General features: G+C 61.8%; 14 protein-coding genes. 5 read left to right on the forward strand and 9 right to left on the reverse strand.

Annotation, left to right across the window (positions count from 1 at the left end; translation table 11 throughout):
- Window positions 1-97 precede the first annotated feature (97 nt).
- Genes H2O65_RS03925 through H2O65_RS03935 form a run of 3 tightly spaced genes read left to right on the forward strand, consistent with a single transcriptional unit; the run spans window position 98 to window position 5,976 of the window.
- Entirely contained in the window at window positions 98-2,812 is a 2,715-nt protein-coding gene (locus H2O65_RS03925; protein WP_182142351.1) for an MMPL family transporter, read from the forward strand.
- On the forward strand, window positions 2,812-5,097 hold the full coding sequence (locus H2O65_RS03930; RefSeq protein WP_182142352.1) for a hypothetical protein: 2,286 nt from the start codon (window positions 2,812-2,814) through the stop codon (window positions 5,095-5,097). Before H2O65_RS03925 ends, H2O65_RS03930 begins: the two co-directional genes overlap by 1 nt.
- 9 nt (window positions 5,098-5,106) lie before the next feature.
- A complete protein-coding gene (locus tag H2O65_RS03935; protein WP_182142353.1) occupies window positions 5,107-5,976 on the forward strand; it encodes a fructosamine kinase family protein in 870 nt (289 codons plus the stop codon).
- A gap of 252 nt (window positions 5,977-6,228) precedes the next feature.
- Here the strand turns inward: H2O65_RS03935 and H2O65_RS03940 are convergent, their stop codons facing one another.
- The 4 genes from H2O65_RS03940 to H2O65_RS10365 form a co-directional block, all read right to left on the reverse strand.
- Entirely contained in the window at window positions 6,229-6,633 is a 405-nt protein-coding gene (locus tag H2O65_RS03940; RefSeq protein ID WP_220458788.1) for a hypothetical protein, read from the reverse strand.
- On the reverse strand, window positions 6,630-7,256 hold the full coding sequence (locus H2O65_RS03945; protein ID WP_182142354.1) for a nucleotidyltransferase domain-containing protein: 627 nt from the start codon (window positions 7,254-7,256) through the stop codon (window positions 6,630-6,632). The genes H2O65_RS03940 and H2O65_RS03945 overlap by 4 nt, the downstream gene beginning before the upstream one ends.
- A gap of 220 nt (window positions 7,257-7,476) precedes the next feature.
- Window positions 7,477-8,562 (reverse strand): FAD-binding protein, encoded by a 1,086-nt coding sequence (locus H2O65_RS03950; RefSeq protein WP_220458789.1) that lies wholly within the window; start codon window positions 8,560-8,562, stop codon window positions 7,477-7,479.
- On the reverse strand, window positions 8,544-8,750 hold the full coding sequence (locus tag H2O65_RS10365; RefSeq protein WP_220458790.1) for an FAD-binding protein: 207 nt from the start codon (window positions 8,748-8,750) through the stop codon (window positions 8,544-8,546). The genes H2O65_RS03950 and H2O65_RS10365 overlap by 19 nt, the downstream gene beginning before the upstream one ends.
- Window positions 8,751-8,829: 79 nt before the next feature.
- Between H2O65_RS10365 and H2O65_RS03955 the strand changes: the two genes are divergently transcribed.
- Entirely contained in the window at window positions 8,830-9,501 is a 672-nt protein-coding gene (locus H2O65_RS03955) for a TetR/AcrR family transcriptional regulator (protein WP_182142355.1), read from the forward strand.
- On the opposite strand, the gene H2O65_RS03960 is transcribed toward H2O65_RS03955, so the two are convergent.
- Window positions 9,498-10,469, reverse strand: a complete 972-nt coding sequence (locus tag H2O65_RS03960; RefSeq protein WP_182142356.1) for a hypothetical protein — start codon at window positions 10,467-10,469, stop codon at window positions 9,498-9,500. The genes H2O65_RS03955 and H2O65_RS03960 overlap by 4 nt on opposite strands.
- A 227-nt stretch (window positions 10,470-10,696) precedes the next feature.
- On the opposite strand from H2O65_RS03960, the gene H2O65_RS03965 reads away from it, so the two are divergent.
- Window positions 10,697-12,610 carry a nucleoside-diphosphate sugar epimerase/dehydratase gene (locus tag H2O65_RS03965; protein WP_220458791.1) on the forward strand — a complete coding sequence of 638 codons (1,914 nt, stop codon included), beginning with the start codon at window positions 10,697-10,699 and terminating at the stop codon, window positions 12,608-12,610.
- Here the strand turns inward: H2O65_RS03965 and H2O65_RS03970 are convergent.
- From H2O65_RS03970 to H2O65_RS03985, 4 genes are all read right to left on the reverse strand, one after another.
- Window positions 12,607-13,113, reverse strand: a complete 507-nt coding sequence (locus tag H2O65_RS03970; protein WP_182142357.1) for a hypothetical protein — start codon at window positions 13,111-13,113, stop codon at window positions 12,607-12,609. The genes H2O65_RS03965 and H2O65_RS03970 overlap by 4 nt on opposite strands.
- Before the next feature lie 362 nt (window positions 13,114-13,475).
- Window positions 13,476-13,937 carry a hypothetical protein gene (locus tag H2O65_RS03975; RefSeq protein ID WP_182142358.1) on the reverse strand — a complete coding sequence of 154 codons (462 nt, stop codon included), beginning with the start codon at window positions 13,935-13,937 and terminating at the stop codon, window positions 13,476-13,478.
- Window positions 13,934-14,311: a helix-turn-helix domain-containing protein gene (locus tag H2O65_RS03980; protein WP_182142359.1), complete on the reverse strand. Its 378-nt coding sequence runs from the start codon at window positions 14,309-14,311 to the stop codon at window positions 13,934-13,936. The genes H2O65_RS03975 and H2O65_RS03980 overlap by 4 nt, the downstream gene beginning before the upstream one ends.
- Window positions 14,312-14,348: 37 nt before the next feature.
- On the reverse strand, window positions 14,349-14,867 hold the full coding sequence (locus H2O65_RS03985) for a hypothetical protein (protein WP_182142360.1): 519 nt from the start codon (window positions 14,865-14,867) through the stop codon (window positions 14,349-14,351).
- Between the last annotated feature and the right edge of the window lie 18 nt (window positions 14,868-14,885).

Consider the following 14,885-nt stretch of genomic DNA (forward strand, 5'->3'; position numbering starts at 1 on the left):
TCGATACAGTACTGTATCCGATACACTAGTGTATCGGCGCGTTTTGGGGTCTGGGAACGCTCATAGCCATCGGGACGCAGAAGCATCAGGAGCGGGAATGTCCTCTTTCCTTTACTTAGCAGGTAGGCGCGCAGTCAAGGCCCGGAAAATGGTTGTCCTTGTCTGGGTTTCCGTCCTGGCGGTCCTCGGCGGCCTCGTCTTCTTCAACATGGGCAGCCTCGACAACTCAGTGGAGATCCCCGGCACCGAATCCGGGGATGCCCTTGAGCAACTCGCCGCCACCTTCCCGCAGGTGGCCGGAGCCTCCGCCCAGATTGTCGTAACAGGCCCGGGGGTCGTGAACGAGGGCGCCAGCGCACAAGCCATCAACAACGCCACCAATGCCCTCACCGCTCTGCCGGACGTGGACACCGTGACCCCGCTGGTGGACGAGTACACTCCCGCCGAAATCAGCTCCGACGACACCAGCGTCCTGATCACCATCCAGCTAACTGCCGCGCAAGCCAACGTCCCCGATGAGGTCAAAGACGAACTCCACGAAGTCACCGCCGCGCTCAACGCTGAGCTCCCCGAAGGCTCCAGCGCCTACCTGGGCGGCGCCCTGTTCGCCCAGGAGTTCCCCACACTGTCGGTCACGGAGGCCCTCGGCGTCGTCGTGGCGCTCATCGTCCTCATCTTCACCCTGGGCACCCTGCTCGCCGCCGGCCTGCCGCTGATCACCGCGCTGAGCGGTGTCGGCGTCTCAATGGCCATCCTCTTCCTGATCGCAAACTTCTTCACCATCAACGCAACGACGCCTCTGCTCGCCGTCATGTTGGGGTTGGCAGTCGGCATCGACTACTCCCTCTTTATCGTCTCCCGCCACCGCGACCAACTCCGCGCGGGGATCTCTGTCCCCGAATCAGTCGGCCGCGCCCTCGGCACCGCCGGTTCCGCCGTCGTGTTTGCTGGCATTACCGTGATGATTGCCCTGCTTGGTCTTAGCGTCGCGGGCATCCCCTTCCTCACCATGATGGGCGCAGTCGGGTCCGCCGCGGTCGGCGTGGCGGTGGTTGCCGCACTGACGCTGCTGCCCGCCATCCTCGGCTTCGCGGGCCTGCGCGTCCTCACCAAGAAGGAACGCGCCGCCCTCGCCACCGGTGAAACGTCCGACCTGGTCGGCGGCGTCGCCCCGCCCACCCCAAACCGTTTCTTCAAGTTCTGGGTCCGCGGCGCCACGAAGCGCCCCGCGGTCACCACCGTGATCATTGTGGTGGTCCTCGGCGCGCTCTCCGTGCCCGCCCTCGGCCTACGCCTGGCCCTTCCTGACGCCGGGGTCCTTCCCGAAGGCAACGAAGCCCGCACGAACTACGAGGTCGTCGCCGAGAAGTTCGGCGAAGGCTTCAACGGCCCCCTCATCGTCACCATGCCGATCGTCACCTCCACCGACCCACTGGGCCTGATGGACAGTCTCAAGCAAGAGATCGAGGCGATTCCCGGCGTCGTCAGCGTCCCTCTCGCCACCCCCAACCTGACTGCCGACACCGGCATCATCCAGGTCATCCCAACCGGCGCCCCGGCCTCGGAGGAGACCCGCCAAGTGGTGTACGACATTCGCGCTCTCCACGACCAACTTGCCGACGAGTACGACGTCGACATCGCCGTCACCGGCTACACCGCCGTGGGGATCGATGTCTCCCAGAAACTCTCCAGCGCCCTTCTGCCCTTCGCGCTTGTGGTTGTCGGTCTCTCCCTGGTCCTGCTCACCATCGTTTTCCGCTCCATCGCGGTCCCGGTCACGGCTGCGCTCGGCTACCTTCTGACCGTCGGCGCCACCTTCGGCATCTCGGTGATCGTCTTCGAGTGGGGCTTCCTAGCCGACCTCCTGCAAGTCACCAGAACCGGCCCCATCATCAACTTCATGCCGATTGTCACCATGGGGATCCTCTTCGGCCTCTCCATGGACTATGAGGTCTTCCTGGTCTCCCGCATGCGCGAAGATTACGTCCACACCGGCCGCGCCCGCGCCTCGGTCACCTCCGGGTTCCTGGGCAGCGCCAAAGTCGTGACCGCCGCCGCCATCATCATGGTGTCCGTGTTCGCGGCCTTCGTTCCCGAGGGCGATATGAGCCTGAAACCCATCGCCTTCGGCCTGGCCATCGGTGTCGCCATCGATGCCTTCGTTGTCCGCATGACGCTGATCCCCGCCATCATGATGTGGTTGGGCGACCGTGCCTGGTGGCTGCCGAAGTGGTTGGACCGCGCCCTGCCCGTATTTGATATCGAGGGCGAAAGCGTGGTCCGCCAGCGCGCCCTCAAGGATTGGCCCGGCACTCCCGCCACCGCTGCCGCCAACGACGTGGTAGTGGACGAGGGCGGAACCGCGGTCTCCTTCCTGCTTCCCCCCGGCCAGTCCCTGCTCATCACCGGCGACACCCAGGACGTTCGCCCACTGCTGCGAGCCCTGGCCGGCCGCGAAGCCCCCGTTTCCGGCACCCTCAAGGTTGCCGACCTGCTGATCCCGGAGCGTGCCTCCGCCGTACGCCGCCGCGTCGCTTACGTGCAGGCCGGACCCCCCACCACCGGGGGAGCCGCCCGGGTTCGCGAGCAGGTCGAGCGTGCCCTGCGTGAGGGCGCCCCTATCATTGCCGTCGACCTGGGGGAGAACCTCAAGGCCGACGCTGGACTACTTGGCATTCCCGCCGCGGATGTGGGCGGTCCGATCCTGCTGGTCGGCGCCCGTACCGCCCCACCCAACCTCGCTATCGAAAACTGGCAAACCCTCAGCCTCACCACCACGCCCGCGCCGGCACAACTGCAGGAGGTGCAGTGATGACCACCCCAACCACTTCCGCAAACCCTCGCCGCAAGCGCACCATGCTGGTCGCTTTGACCGCGCTGGTCGCCCTCGCCCTCCTTGCGTTGTCCCTGGTAGGGATGCGCCCTGCCGCTGCTCATTCGCGGTTGGCCGCCGTCGTCAACAATGACGTTTCGGTCGAGGTCGAAGGCCAGATTGTCCCCATGGGCCGCCAACTCACGGCTGAACTGGTCAGTTTGGATGGTCCCTTCGAGTGGGAGATCACCACTTCCGACCGCGCCGCCGCTGGCCTTAGGTCGGGTCGCTACGCTGCGGCAGTGACGATTCCGCCGGAGTTCTCTGCCGACGTCACCTCCCTGTCATCGCTGTCGAACGCGGTACAGGCTTCGGTTGAGGTCGAGGTTGCTCCCGGATCTTCCGCATCCCGTGACACCGAGGTGGAATTAGAGGTGTGGAAGGCGACCGCCAACCTGGGCTCCATGATGACCGAAGAGTTCGTCGCCGGCATCTTCGGGGGCCTGAGCGAAATGGGTCCGCAACTGCAGGAAGCTGCCGATGGCGCCCAACAACTTGCCGATGGGGCCGAGGGCGCCCAGTCCGGCGCTTCCGCCCTCGCCGACGGCAACCGCACACTGGGTGACGGCGCCGGGCTAGCGGCCGATGGCTTGGGTCAGTTGGCGGCGGGCACCGATGAGCTCGGGGCGGGCCTGGGCCAACTCGCCAGCGGCGCCGGTGAAGCCGCAAGCGGTGCCAGCCAGTTGGCCGGGGGCTTGGGGCAGGTGTCAGCAGGTGGTCCGGCACTAGTCGCCGGTGGCACCCAGTTGGCGCAGGGCAGTCAGGCTTTCACGAACGGCCTCGAACAGTATGTTGCAGGGGTGAGTGAAGCGGCTGGTGGCGTCAACCAGTTGAATGACGGTGTCCAGCAGCTCACGCCCATCCTCGATGCTCTCAAGGACGCGCTGGGCAAAGTTGATGGCAATGTTGAGGAGCTGGTTGACCAGTTGTTGGCTCAGATTGAGGTTGTCTTGGATCAGCTGCCCGCCCTGCTTGATCAGCATTGCGTCGCCTACCCTGACAGTCCGCTCTGTGCGCCGGAGGTGCGAGCAGAGCTGGATGCCGTCCTCGCCCAGTGGCTAGTGGACTTGCGAGCTCAGATTGAAGCCGGGTTGAACCAGCAGATCATCGCGGAGATCCAAGCCGTCCTCGACCAAATCAACAGCGGTGTGGGGCAGATTGATGACCTGCTCAACGGCTTGCAGGCGCTGGCTGATGGCATGAACCAGCTCTCGGCCACCGGCACCCAGCAGTTGGTGCCCGGGGCACGCGGGATTGCTGACGGCATGACCCAGTACGTGGGTGGCGTCAAGCAGTACACCGACGGCGTCTCCCAGATCGCTGCTGGTGCCGCGCCGCTTGCCGGGGGGATTAGCCAGCTGGCCGATGGTGCAAGCACAGCCGCTTCCGGCACCGGTGAACTGGCTTCCGGTGCGCGTCAGGCCCAGGATGGCGTCGGGCAACTGGCTGACGGCGCGCAGGCGCTTGCCAATGGCACTGACGAACTTGGCGATGGCCTAGGCCTGCTGGGTGACGGCGCCGGCGAGCTTGCCGACGGCCTCGCCATGGCTGGGGACGCGGTTCCGAGCGTGAGCGACGAGCAGGCCGCAGCCCTCGGTGAGGCTCTGGCCTCCCCGGTGCAGAGCCCGGTTGTTGCAGCCGGTCAGTCAGCAGCGCCTGCCGTGGCGCTGGGTCTGCTGCTGTGGCTAGCCTCCATGTTGCTGCAGAGCGTTTACCCGCCTGCGGCCACATACCTTGCGTCTTCAACGCGTTCGTCGGCGTTCCTTGCCGTTCGCGCCCTGCGACACCCGGCGCTGTGGTCGGGTGCGATCGGTGCGGTGGGCGGCATCATTGTCGCCATGATCGGTTCGGCAAGCGTGGGTGGTTTCTTCGGCCTTCTCGCCTTCGGCATCCTGGCTGGCTTGGTCTTTGCCGCCGTGCAGCAGGCCCTGGCCCTAGTCCTTCCCAAGGGCTGGGTCACGGCCTCGGTCGCGGCCCTGGTTATCGGGGTTTCCGCAGCCTTGGCCCCAGCGGGCGTGTCCGCACTGGGTAGCCTTGCGGGCATGCTCCCGGCGGGCCTCGCGGGTGAGGTGTTCGCGGGCCTCCTCGTCCCCGGCCTTGGTTCCATCGCGGGCGCCGCGGTGCTGCTGGGACTGTGGGGGGCGCTGGCCGTGGTGATTTCCATTGTCGCCACCAGTTCGAAACGGAAGAATCCAGAGGTCGCGGCAGCAGCCGCCGCCGGATAGGTTGGAGGTATGGCAGACGCGACCTTCACCAAACAAGCTGGCGCCACCCCGGGTCAGCCCCTCTATGAGGCGGCCGGGTTGGCGTGGTTGGCCGAGGGTGGTGCGCGCGTCCCAAAGGTGATCGAGGCAACCCGCACCAGGCTCGTCACCGAACGTATCGACGAGGCCGCCCCAACCGCCGAGGCCGCCCGCCAACTAGGCGCCATGCTCGCCCACCTGCACGCCAGTGGCGCCCCCTGGTTTGGCGCACCACCGCCGGGCTACCCAGACCCTGCCAGACACGATCCTGCAACGGGTTGGATGGGAGCCGCGCCGCTGCCGCTCCTCACCGCGCCGCCGGACAGTGCCGCAACACCGGAAATGGCCGGGCTGCCGGAAGATGCCGCGCCGCAGCAAACCACCGGCTGGGGCCACTTCTACGCGAACTACCGCATCCGCCCCTACCTGGCCCGCACCTTCATCGCAGCCGAGAAAGCCGAGGTCGAAGCCCTCTGCGCCCTGCTTGCATCAGGCGCCCTCGACCACCCCCAACCCCAAGCGGTCCGCGAGGCTGGCTTCGCTGCCGCCCGCATCCACGGCGACCTGTGGAGTGGCAACATCATGTGGGGGAGGAGCGGCCCAACCTTGATCGACCCTGCAGCCCAAGGCGGTCATGCCGAGGAGGACCTTGCCACCCTGCACACCTTCGGCGCCCCGCACCTGGCCCATATCATCGCCGGATACCAGGAAGTCTCACCGCTGGCCTCCGGCTGGGAGCAGCGCGTCGGCCTGCACCAAATACACATCCTCACCGTCCACTGCTACCTGTTTGGCCGCAGGTACGTGCCGCAGACAATGGCGGCGGTCCGCGGCGTGCCCACCAGCGCAGCACTCACCTGACGAGCCTAACGGTGCGAGTTCGGCCTAACGGTGCGAGTTCGGCTCGATTCTGCCCAATATGACAGTGTTATCTGAGCCAAACTCGCTCCGTTAGGCGGGGGTGGACCAAACTCGCTCCGTTAGCCTGCCGGTGCGGGCGGAAAGCTGCCAGCGAGGCAGACACCTTCTCTAGCGACCGACGTCACCGGACAGGGCTCTGGAAAGTTGGAAAGCTTTGGATCGTCACTATCTAGTGCATACAAATAAGGTCACCTAGGTGCGGGCGCGGTTCACGAGCGATTGCGCTGCCCGTCTCGCGCGCCGCAACTGGTCTGAGTTCATCGGATCATGCCCGTACCCTGCGCGGGTCTTCATCCCGATGAGAGTAGACAGTTGCCTCGATGCAGGCTTATCCACCTCTGCCAGCAACGTCACAGCCTGTGCGTGGTCTGAGCCTTTGGCGTGAAGTCCAAGTGCCGATGCGCATATTGCATCCGCTGCGGCAATGCCAGCGTGTACGTACAAGGTTACGGCGGCATCAGCAACATCGTTCTCGTTGTCAGCCAGGTCCAGTGCTTCATCAGCCACGCTCAAGAAGCTCTGGGCTTTCGTTAGGCGGCCTACAGCTACCGACTTGTCTGCAGGAACCGTGCGTTGCGCTCGCCTCGGTGACATCATGATGCTGCCTTAGCTCTTCTGGATGCCCGCCGCAACCAGGCCATATCTCCGAGGATCTCGATCCCCTCTCGCATGACTGAGTCAAAGATCGGCGCAGACGCGACCTCTCCTTCCCGATAGGTAAGTAGGCCGACTGAATTTCCAGTCCAGGTGAGCACACTGTGTGCGAGGTCAGAGAGCTGGTCTTCGGCCTGTTCCTCAGGCACTCCATCCGGGATCACGAAGAGCAAGTCAATATCGCTGTCATCACTCATGTCACCCCGAGCGGCTGAGCCGAACATAACCACGAGGGTGGGCTCGAAGCTAAACTGCTGCTGAACCGTCTCCCGGATGCGAGTAGTCAGCGCAGACTTCGCGTCGGCGACCATCAATACTGCGTTGATAAGAAGGTGGTCTTGATTCAGAGCATACCCACTGGTGTGTCCGGCGGCTCTTTCAGAAACGATGCCTTGACGAAGAAGCCTATCAAGCGATTTTCTGACGCCGCTCAGTGACCCGTGTTCTGGTAGCACGCGGTGAATCTGATCAGCGGTTAGATGGTCGCGAGAACGAGACAAAACGGTCAGGACCTGAGAGTCTAAACCTACCGGCGCGAGGGCCGCAAACGGGTTCTGTAAGCGCAATTGCTGCCCCTTCGCGTTGGTGGACCGTTACAGGCCGCTACACCAAGGTGTATACGGGTATACACGTGTGCACACAAATATACACAAGAGCACACAAATGCACACAAAAGTACACAACTAGACACTGAAGTGCGTACTTGCACGCCATAGCCCGTTGCCGGACTCCGCTGTCGCCGCAGGGGCCCCGCACACAACTCCCGCGGGGCCCCGCGCCTGACAACTACTTCCGCGCCATCTCCCGCGCAGCCCGCATCCCAAACACCGCAGCCGGTGCAATGGTTGATCCCGGCCCGGGGTACGTGTTCCCCATGACGGATGCAGAGTTGTTCCCAGCCGCATACAGCCCCTCGATGACGCCGCCGTCCGAGCGCAGCGCCCGCCCGTCCTCGTCCGTCAGCACCCCACCCTTGGTGCCGAGGTCGCCGAGGACGACCCTGTAGGCGTGGTACGGCGCCCGCTCCACAGCCCCCAGGTTGGGGTTGGGGTGCACGGTGGGATCCCCGTAGTAGCGGTCATACGCCGAGTTGCCACGCCCGAAGTCACCGTCGACCCCGGCCCGCGCGAACCCGTTGAATCGCTCCACTGTACCGCGCAGCACTGCCGGGTTGACGTTCATCTTCCCCGCCAACTCATCCAGCGTCTTCGCCTTGACTTCGAGCCCCGCTTCCTTGCGCGCCTTGTTCGCGCGCGGGTCCATCGCGAAGGTGCGGAAGTAGCGCACGACGTAGCGTGAATCCATGATCAGCCAGTACGGCATTGACCGTTCCCCAACAATGAATGACGGGCTGCCACCCGGGAAGGCCTCAATCGAGCCACCCCACCACGCGTCGTCCATCAGTTCCACTGCCGCCCCAGCCTTCTGCGCCAAGGTGATGGTTGCGCCGGTGTTGTACTCGTTGCCCGAGGGCGAGCCCTCAATCCCGTGGTACTTCTTACGCCACTCCACGTTGGACTCAAACCCGCCGGCAGCCAGCATGACACCGCGACGAGCCCCAACCCGTACCTTCTTCCCCTCACGGTTGATGACGGCGCCAATCACGCGCCCGTCGTCCATGATGAGTTCTTCGATGGGGGAGTCCAGCCACAACGGCACGCCGAGTTTCAGCACGACGGCCTCCAGGAACGCCGTCGCCCATGCTGACCCGATCCCTGTCAGTCGCTTGCCGGTCACCCCATCCACGAACGCCGCCTGCCGCTGCGGTGATGCAGATTTCGAGGGCGTCCCAATCGCGGACATCATGTACTCAATGGCCTCTTCGCGAGAGTCCCCAACCCTGTCCCTCTGCATCAGCGGGTTGTTGGGCAACCACATCCCCCACCGGACATGGAGGTCGAGCCACCCCACTTTTCCGACCCCTCAACGATCACCGTTGACAGCCCGGAATCAGCCGCACCTAGTGCCGTCGCAAACCCGGCACCACCACTGCCGACGACGACCACATCAAAGACCTCATCAAACTTGTCACCGAATTCCTCATCGAAGCTTTGCGCCATTACTTTTCTTCCCCCTTGAAGTTGAAGCGATAAACCCACAAACTACCGGACAGTATTGTCCGGTCGCTATGCTTTAAGCATGACAAGCCGAACCGATGCCGTCAACCCCACAAGTAAGTCGGCGGATACCACCACCCGCGCCGCCCCAAAGCGCGTCGCCCCAAAACGCGCCGCCCCAAAGCGCTCCACGCCGACACAAGCCAACCGCGGTCCTGCCGCAGCCGCAGAGAACCGCGCCGCCATCCTCGGTGCCGCCCGCCGCCTCCTTGCCGAGCAGGGCTACGACATTCCCCTCTCCTTAATCGCCCGCGAAGCAGGGGTGAGCCAGGGTGTCATGTACCGCCACTTCCGCAGCCGCCTTGAACTTGCACTGGAAGTGTTTGAAGACAACTTCGTAGCAATGGAAGACATTGTTGAGAATGGGGGCGAGCACGCCATCTTCCAACTGTGGGACTGGCTGCTTGTCAAAGCCGTTGACGACGTGGGTTTCATTGAAGCCCTCCGCACAGCGCGGGCCGAGGTCGCCGACTACAACGGCGCAACCCGCTTGCGGTCCCAACTGGGTATCGCATTGGACCGCGCCCGCAAAGCAGGCATAGAAGAGGTCGGCCAACTGCAGGCCGAAGATCTAGCCCAAGCGTGGCGCATGGCCCACGGCCTAGTCATCACCAGCCGCGATGGCGAAGTGACACCGCAGTGGCTGGGTGAGATTCTCTCACTGGAGGCTGTGCGCCGCCTCCTCGGCCGCTAGCCCCAGTTAACCCCGCCATCAGTAGAGCGCAGCACCACATCCCCCGCCCACAGCCACACCACACCGCTACCGGTGCCAGCCAGAGCCGTCGCCCCAACTGAAGCAGCACTTCCAACGCAAGCGCTGGACTCAACGGCGTGCTCGGGATTGACCCGACTCACAAGTGTTCCAGCGCAGTCTGCCGCGCCGGTCTGCGCCACCAGGTAGGTGTCACCCGTTGCAGAAAGGGCTTCAGCGCCCGGGAATGCTTCGGACAACGTCCAGTTGGCTCCAGAATCGGAAGTGGTAGCAATCCGCGTATCAGAGCACAGTACCGATGCCGCAGTTGCACTCAAACTTGCAATCCGCGCCGCCTCGCAAGGCAGCGCCACTGCGCCAACCTGGGGTACAAAAGCCGCAGCCGCATTACTGGGATCCAGGTGCCATGTCAGGTCTGCTCCACCTGCCACTGCTTCCCAGTAGTCGCCATAGCCATAGGATTGTGCCACCACAACCTCAGCGCAGTTTGAGGCGTTCTGTGCCACGACGTTGACGTAACCGTCAGCACCCGTGAGGATCCGATTCGGGGAACTCAACCCTGTAGCAGCCCCATCACCGTTGACTGTCCACGTCACTCCACCATCGCCACTGGTCTCTACCGTGAACCCAGCTTCAGGGCATGCGCCGCTGGTTGCGCGGTACGCCACATCGTTATCTTGCACACCCAAAACCCGACTGAGCGCGGGAACAGTCAGCACCGGCTCGGGAGCGGGAGTAACCTCGTCCTCGCCCTCTTCTGCGGGGTCCGAGGGCGCACCTTCCGATTGTTGATCATCCTGGGCAGAAGGGCTGTAACCTGGGGTTTCGCCCGCATTGAGGACCTGCCCACGGACACTATTGAGTGCCAAGACAGCCAGGATCACCGTCACGATCCCGATCGCCACAACCCCCACAATTGAGGTCCAGTTAACACCCTGTTCGCGGTTCATACTCAGGCCAGTACCTTCCGTTCGGCGGCTCCACCGATATTAGTACAAGAACCATCCCTTGGGGCCTAGCCGCTCCACATCTATAACGTTGTACTATCTGATCAGACAAACGCCGGTGGGAATGTGGGTGATTCTCAATCGGCGCATGTCATCTGGTGGGGGAACGTGGTAAGTCTTGCCGTTCCCAACTTCACCACCAGAGGTCTAATGAACGGGGTTGGGAAACGTTGCTGGACTCAGAGCGCACCGCAGTACCTGATAAACCAAGCATTGACGAATCGAGGTTCCGCTACCTTATTCGTTCCTTCCCATTTGATGCACTTGCATGGGGGGTTTCCTTACCTCTGGCGATGCTGCTGAGGTTTGAGAGCCTGACAAGCGACGTCAGTTGGGGACACATTGGCTGGGTAATAGCACTTGCCATCGCCTTGCAGCTTTTCTACGGCTGGTTCCTCATGCTGTACCGAGGGCGTCACCTGCGCGGCTCGTTTGAAAATCTGCGAACCCTGATCTCAGTGACAGCGCTGGTCGGTATCACCATCTGGGTGTTGGATTTGATGTTCCCGGACTTCATCGGTATTCCCCGCACTGTTCCTGTCATCGCGACAGCCCTGGCAGTCCTCTTCATGGGCGGGATCCGCTACCTAGACAGGTATAACCGCCAGCGCCATTCCAAGCCGGATCCCACAGGGGACCCTGTTCTTCTTTACGGGGCCGGTCAAGTGGGGGATCACCTAGCACGGCAGATGATGACCGATTCAAATGGGTCGATTCGTCCGGTTGCCTTCCTTGATGATGACATCCGCAAGAAGCACCTCGTACTGCAAGGCGTTCCGGTGGCCGGGACACTGTACGATCTGCCTGACGTGGCAGAGGCAACGGGTGCGACAACCCTCATTGTTGCGATGGGCGACCCGGGCACAGACGTCCTCAAGAAGGTTGAAGAGGCCGCGACACCACTGGGCATCAAAGTCCAGGTCACGCCCTCGATGGCTCACATGCTGGGTGAGGGAATTAGTTCCCATGACCTGCGCGACCTAAAGATTGAAGACCTTCTGGGCCGCGACCAGGTTGATACTGACGTTTCTCAGATTGCCGGCTACCTCAACGGGAAGACAGTGCTGGTTACCGGCGCTGGCGGCTCCATTGGCCAGCAGTTGTGTGTTGAGATCAATAAGCACGGCCCCGCCGAACTGATCCTTCTTGACCGTGATGAGACGGGCCTGCAAGCAACTGAGATCAACATTCGTGGCAACGGTCTACTTGATACGGACGAGGTCGTTCTGGCCGACATTCGCGACAGCGAAACCCTGACCTCTATCTTCCAAGACCGCAAGCCCGACGTCGTCTTCCACGCCGCAGCCCTGAAGCACCTGCCAATGCTGGAGCAGTACCCCAGCGAAGCCTGGCAAACAAACGTCCTTGGCACGCTCAACGTGATCCGCGCTTGCGAAGCCGCGGGCGTTGAGACTCTGATCAACATCTCCACTGACAAGGCTGCCAACCCAACCTCGGTGTTGGGCTTGTCGAAGCGTGTCGCTGAACGCCTTGTGTCATGGCATGGCGGCCAGTCCAACCGCCGCTACCTGTCGGTTCGCTTCGGCAACGTCATTGGTAGCCGCGGTTCCATGCTTCCCACCTTCCGCAGCCTCATTGAAGCCGGTAAGCCGGTTACCGTCACGCACCCGGACGCCACCCGCTACTTCATGACCATCCCCGAAGCCTGCCAACTGGTCCTTCAAGCCGGCGCCATCGGTCGCATTGGTGAGGTACTGATCCTTGACATGGGTGAACCCGTCAGCATTCTTGACGTCGCCAACAAGATGATTGCCATGTCCGGCAAGAACCTAGAGGTGCGTTTCACGGGCTTGCGTGAGGGCGAAAAACTCCACGAAGAACTGCACAGCGACTTTGAGGTCGAGGTCGCACCCCTGCACCCCAAGATCAGCCACGCCCCAGTCCTTGGCCTGTGCCCCACAGACCTCGACAAGGACGCCTGGAACGACATGGTCGCCTACGACGCAAACCAGCGCTCACAAGAAGCACATCGCATCGAGCTGGAGTCGATGGCCGCCGTTGAAGAGGCTAAGGACGCATTTGACGCTGAGCACGTGGACGCAGGTAAGGGCGTGCAGGTCTAGTTTTCGGTTGACGAATGGCGTTCCCTCTTGCTCTGCTTTCTTGCTGTGAGGATCCCAAACTCAATGGCCGTGATCTCATCCAAAGTGGGGAGAGCCTCTTCGAGGTCCAAGCCCCTGTACTGTTCCACCCAGTCAACAATCTGGGTCCAGACCCACAGCTGCTTGCCCTGACCGTCAAGGTTGGCTTGGCCTATTGGAAACGATTGCAAGTGAGTCCATTTTCTAACCGCTTCCCGCGAGACGCCAATTCTCTGTGCGATCTGCGAGCTTCCGACGAGGTCGCGGTCCACATCTAAGAATGTGGCCGCGGGGAGCCTCTCTTGCAGCTCGCGCACGAGGCCTACCGCCTGTTCAACAACTTCTCCGTGCTCAACAAAAATCGACAGCCTACAAACAGGTTCAGAACCGGTAACAAGAAACGCTCCCAGCGTTTCTGTAAGAACGTCTTCAATGGCTTCGTTGTCGATCTCTAGATCGAGCACCCTTATAGGAATCTCAGTCATTTCTCTTCTCCTCGGCTACAGATGAGTCACCCGCCAGGCGAGCAAGACGGCTTAGTGAACCCTGCTGCTTAAGCCACGAATCTAGCAGTGACACCAACAACCGCAGCACAGGTCTCTTCGCCAAGCACGTCGCGGTTCCATTGCGCGCAGTCCATCAATCACCATCCATCAACACTGACCACAAGTGCAGGTCCCAGGAGAACGCGTCCGGGACACATAACACTGAGTTACATGCGTACGCGGACCTGCGTGATTCTGGGTGTGTTAGAGCAGCGGGAAACCTGTGCACATTTCCACGGTGATTCTAGAGTTCCCCCATCATGCGCCCAGGTTTCGAATGGCGCAATGTCCGATGAACTACTTTAGTCCGCCTCCTCGGCGCTAACCCAGTCCACGCGTGGCAGCAAGAGCGGCAGCAGGACCTCGCCGTTCAGGACCCGCCGTGAGAGGTCCATGATTTCTTGGCGTACGAACGGGTACAGGATCCTGATTCCGCATTCTGCGCCGTACTGTTCGATCAGCTCAGTAGAGAGTTCCTTTGCTGACCAACCAGGAGCATGGAAACGGGCTTGCACGGTTAGTTCAAGCTCTCCCTGCGGGAGCCCAACAAGTTCACCTGTGACTTCAATGGCAAAGTGCCCAGGATCCTCACCTTTTCCAACGCGCCAAGACACTGTTATATCGAATGCCCCGTCCCCATGAGGATCGTTCTCTTGTAATTCTTGGTCGTCGATGTATCTGGAGGCTTTCACCGTCATGGTTCTTATACTGATAAGTTCTGCTTCCGACTCCAGTGAGGCAAACAGACTCGTTCTGGCGCTCACGCGCCGACTCTCTTCAGTTGGGGCGTCGCCTTCCACGAGGGTCTCCTTACGATGGGCTGCACCTTGAGCCGTTGGTGGATCACTTCATCACTCCATAAGCCGCAAACGTCGCACTCAACAGAGGTGTTTATCCTCGCGCCGACTGCCACTGCATAGCGGAGCAAGGTCGACAGCGTCGGATTCGAGTCGTACCGCTCAAGAGTGGCCACCATTGGCTGGGTGACACCCATGCGCTCCGCCACTTGCAGTTGGCTTAGGTCTTGCCTCTTGCGCACCTGGACAAGTGAAGACAGCATCTGAAGTTGATCGTGGCGAATATGCGCAGCTCGTCGTTCGATGGATTCTGCGTCTTCGATGTTGTCCTGATCGTTCATAAACTAAACCTTATACTTCATTTGCACTAGCCACTTCCTATTTCTGAGAATGTGGCTGGTCTGTAATGAGCGCGGTGAATGCTCTGGAGGCCAGATCTATCTCGTGGTTCTGGGCGGCGCGTATTTCATCGGGAGAGCCTGCGGTGTCTTTCTCAAATGCTCTTAGCCCAAGTGCTTCATTCGGCCTGATGCTAGCCTCAATCTCCAGCAGGCGCACGGGAACCGTAAGCCGTCGTTGCACCCCCGCGTGCATTTCCAGTACAACAATGTCGTTCCAACGGAACTCGAACATTCGCCCTGGCGTTGGGCGAACAATCCTCCTGACCTCATCTGGGTCTTCCAGGGCTCCGATTTCGGCGCGCTCAAGGATTGCGCGGAAGACGCCTCTGGCAGTGCCGACCATGTAGGGATTGCGTAGACGACCTTCTTTTCCAAAGACGGCCTCTTCGAGAGAGTCCAACGCTTCATCAATTGCGCGCGAAGTGTGGTCATAGCGGCGCCAGTGAAACGTGACTGTGGTTCCGCTCGCACAGTATGAGGAATGTCCAGGAAGCATATCTCGATGGTAAGTCGA

This window comes from Schaalia sp. JY-X169, assembly GCF_014069575.1.
Lineage (GTDB): Bacteria > Actinomycetota > Actinomycetes > Actinomycetales > Actinomycetaceae > Scrofimicrobium.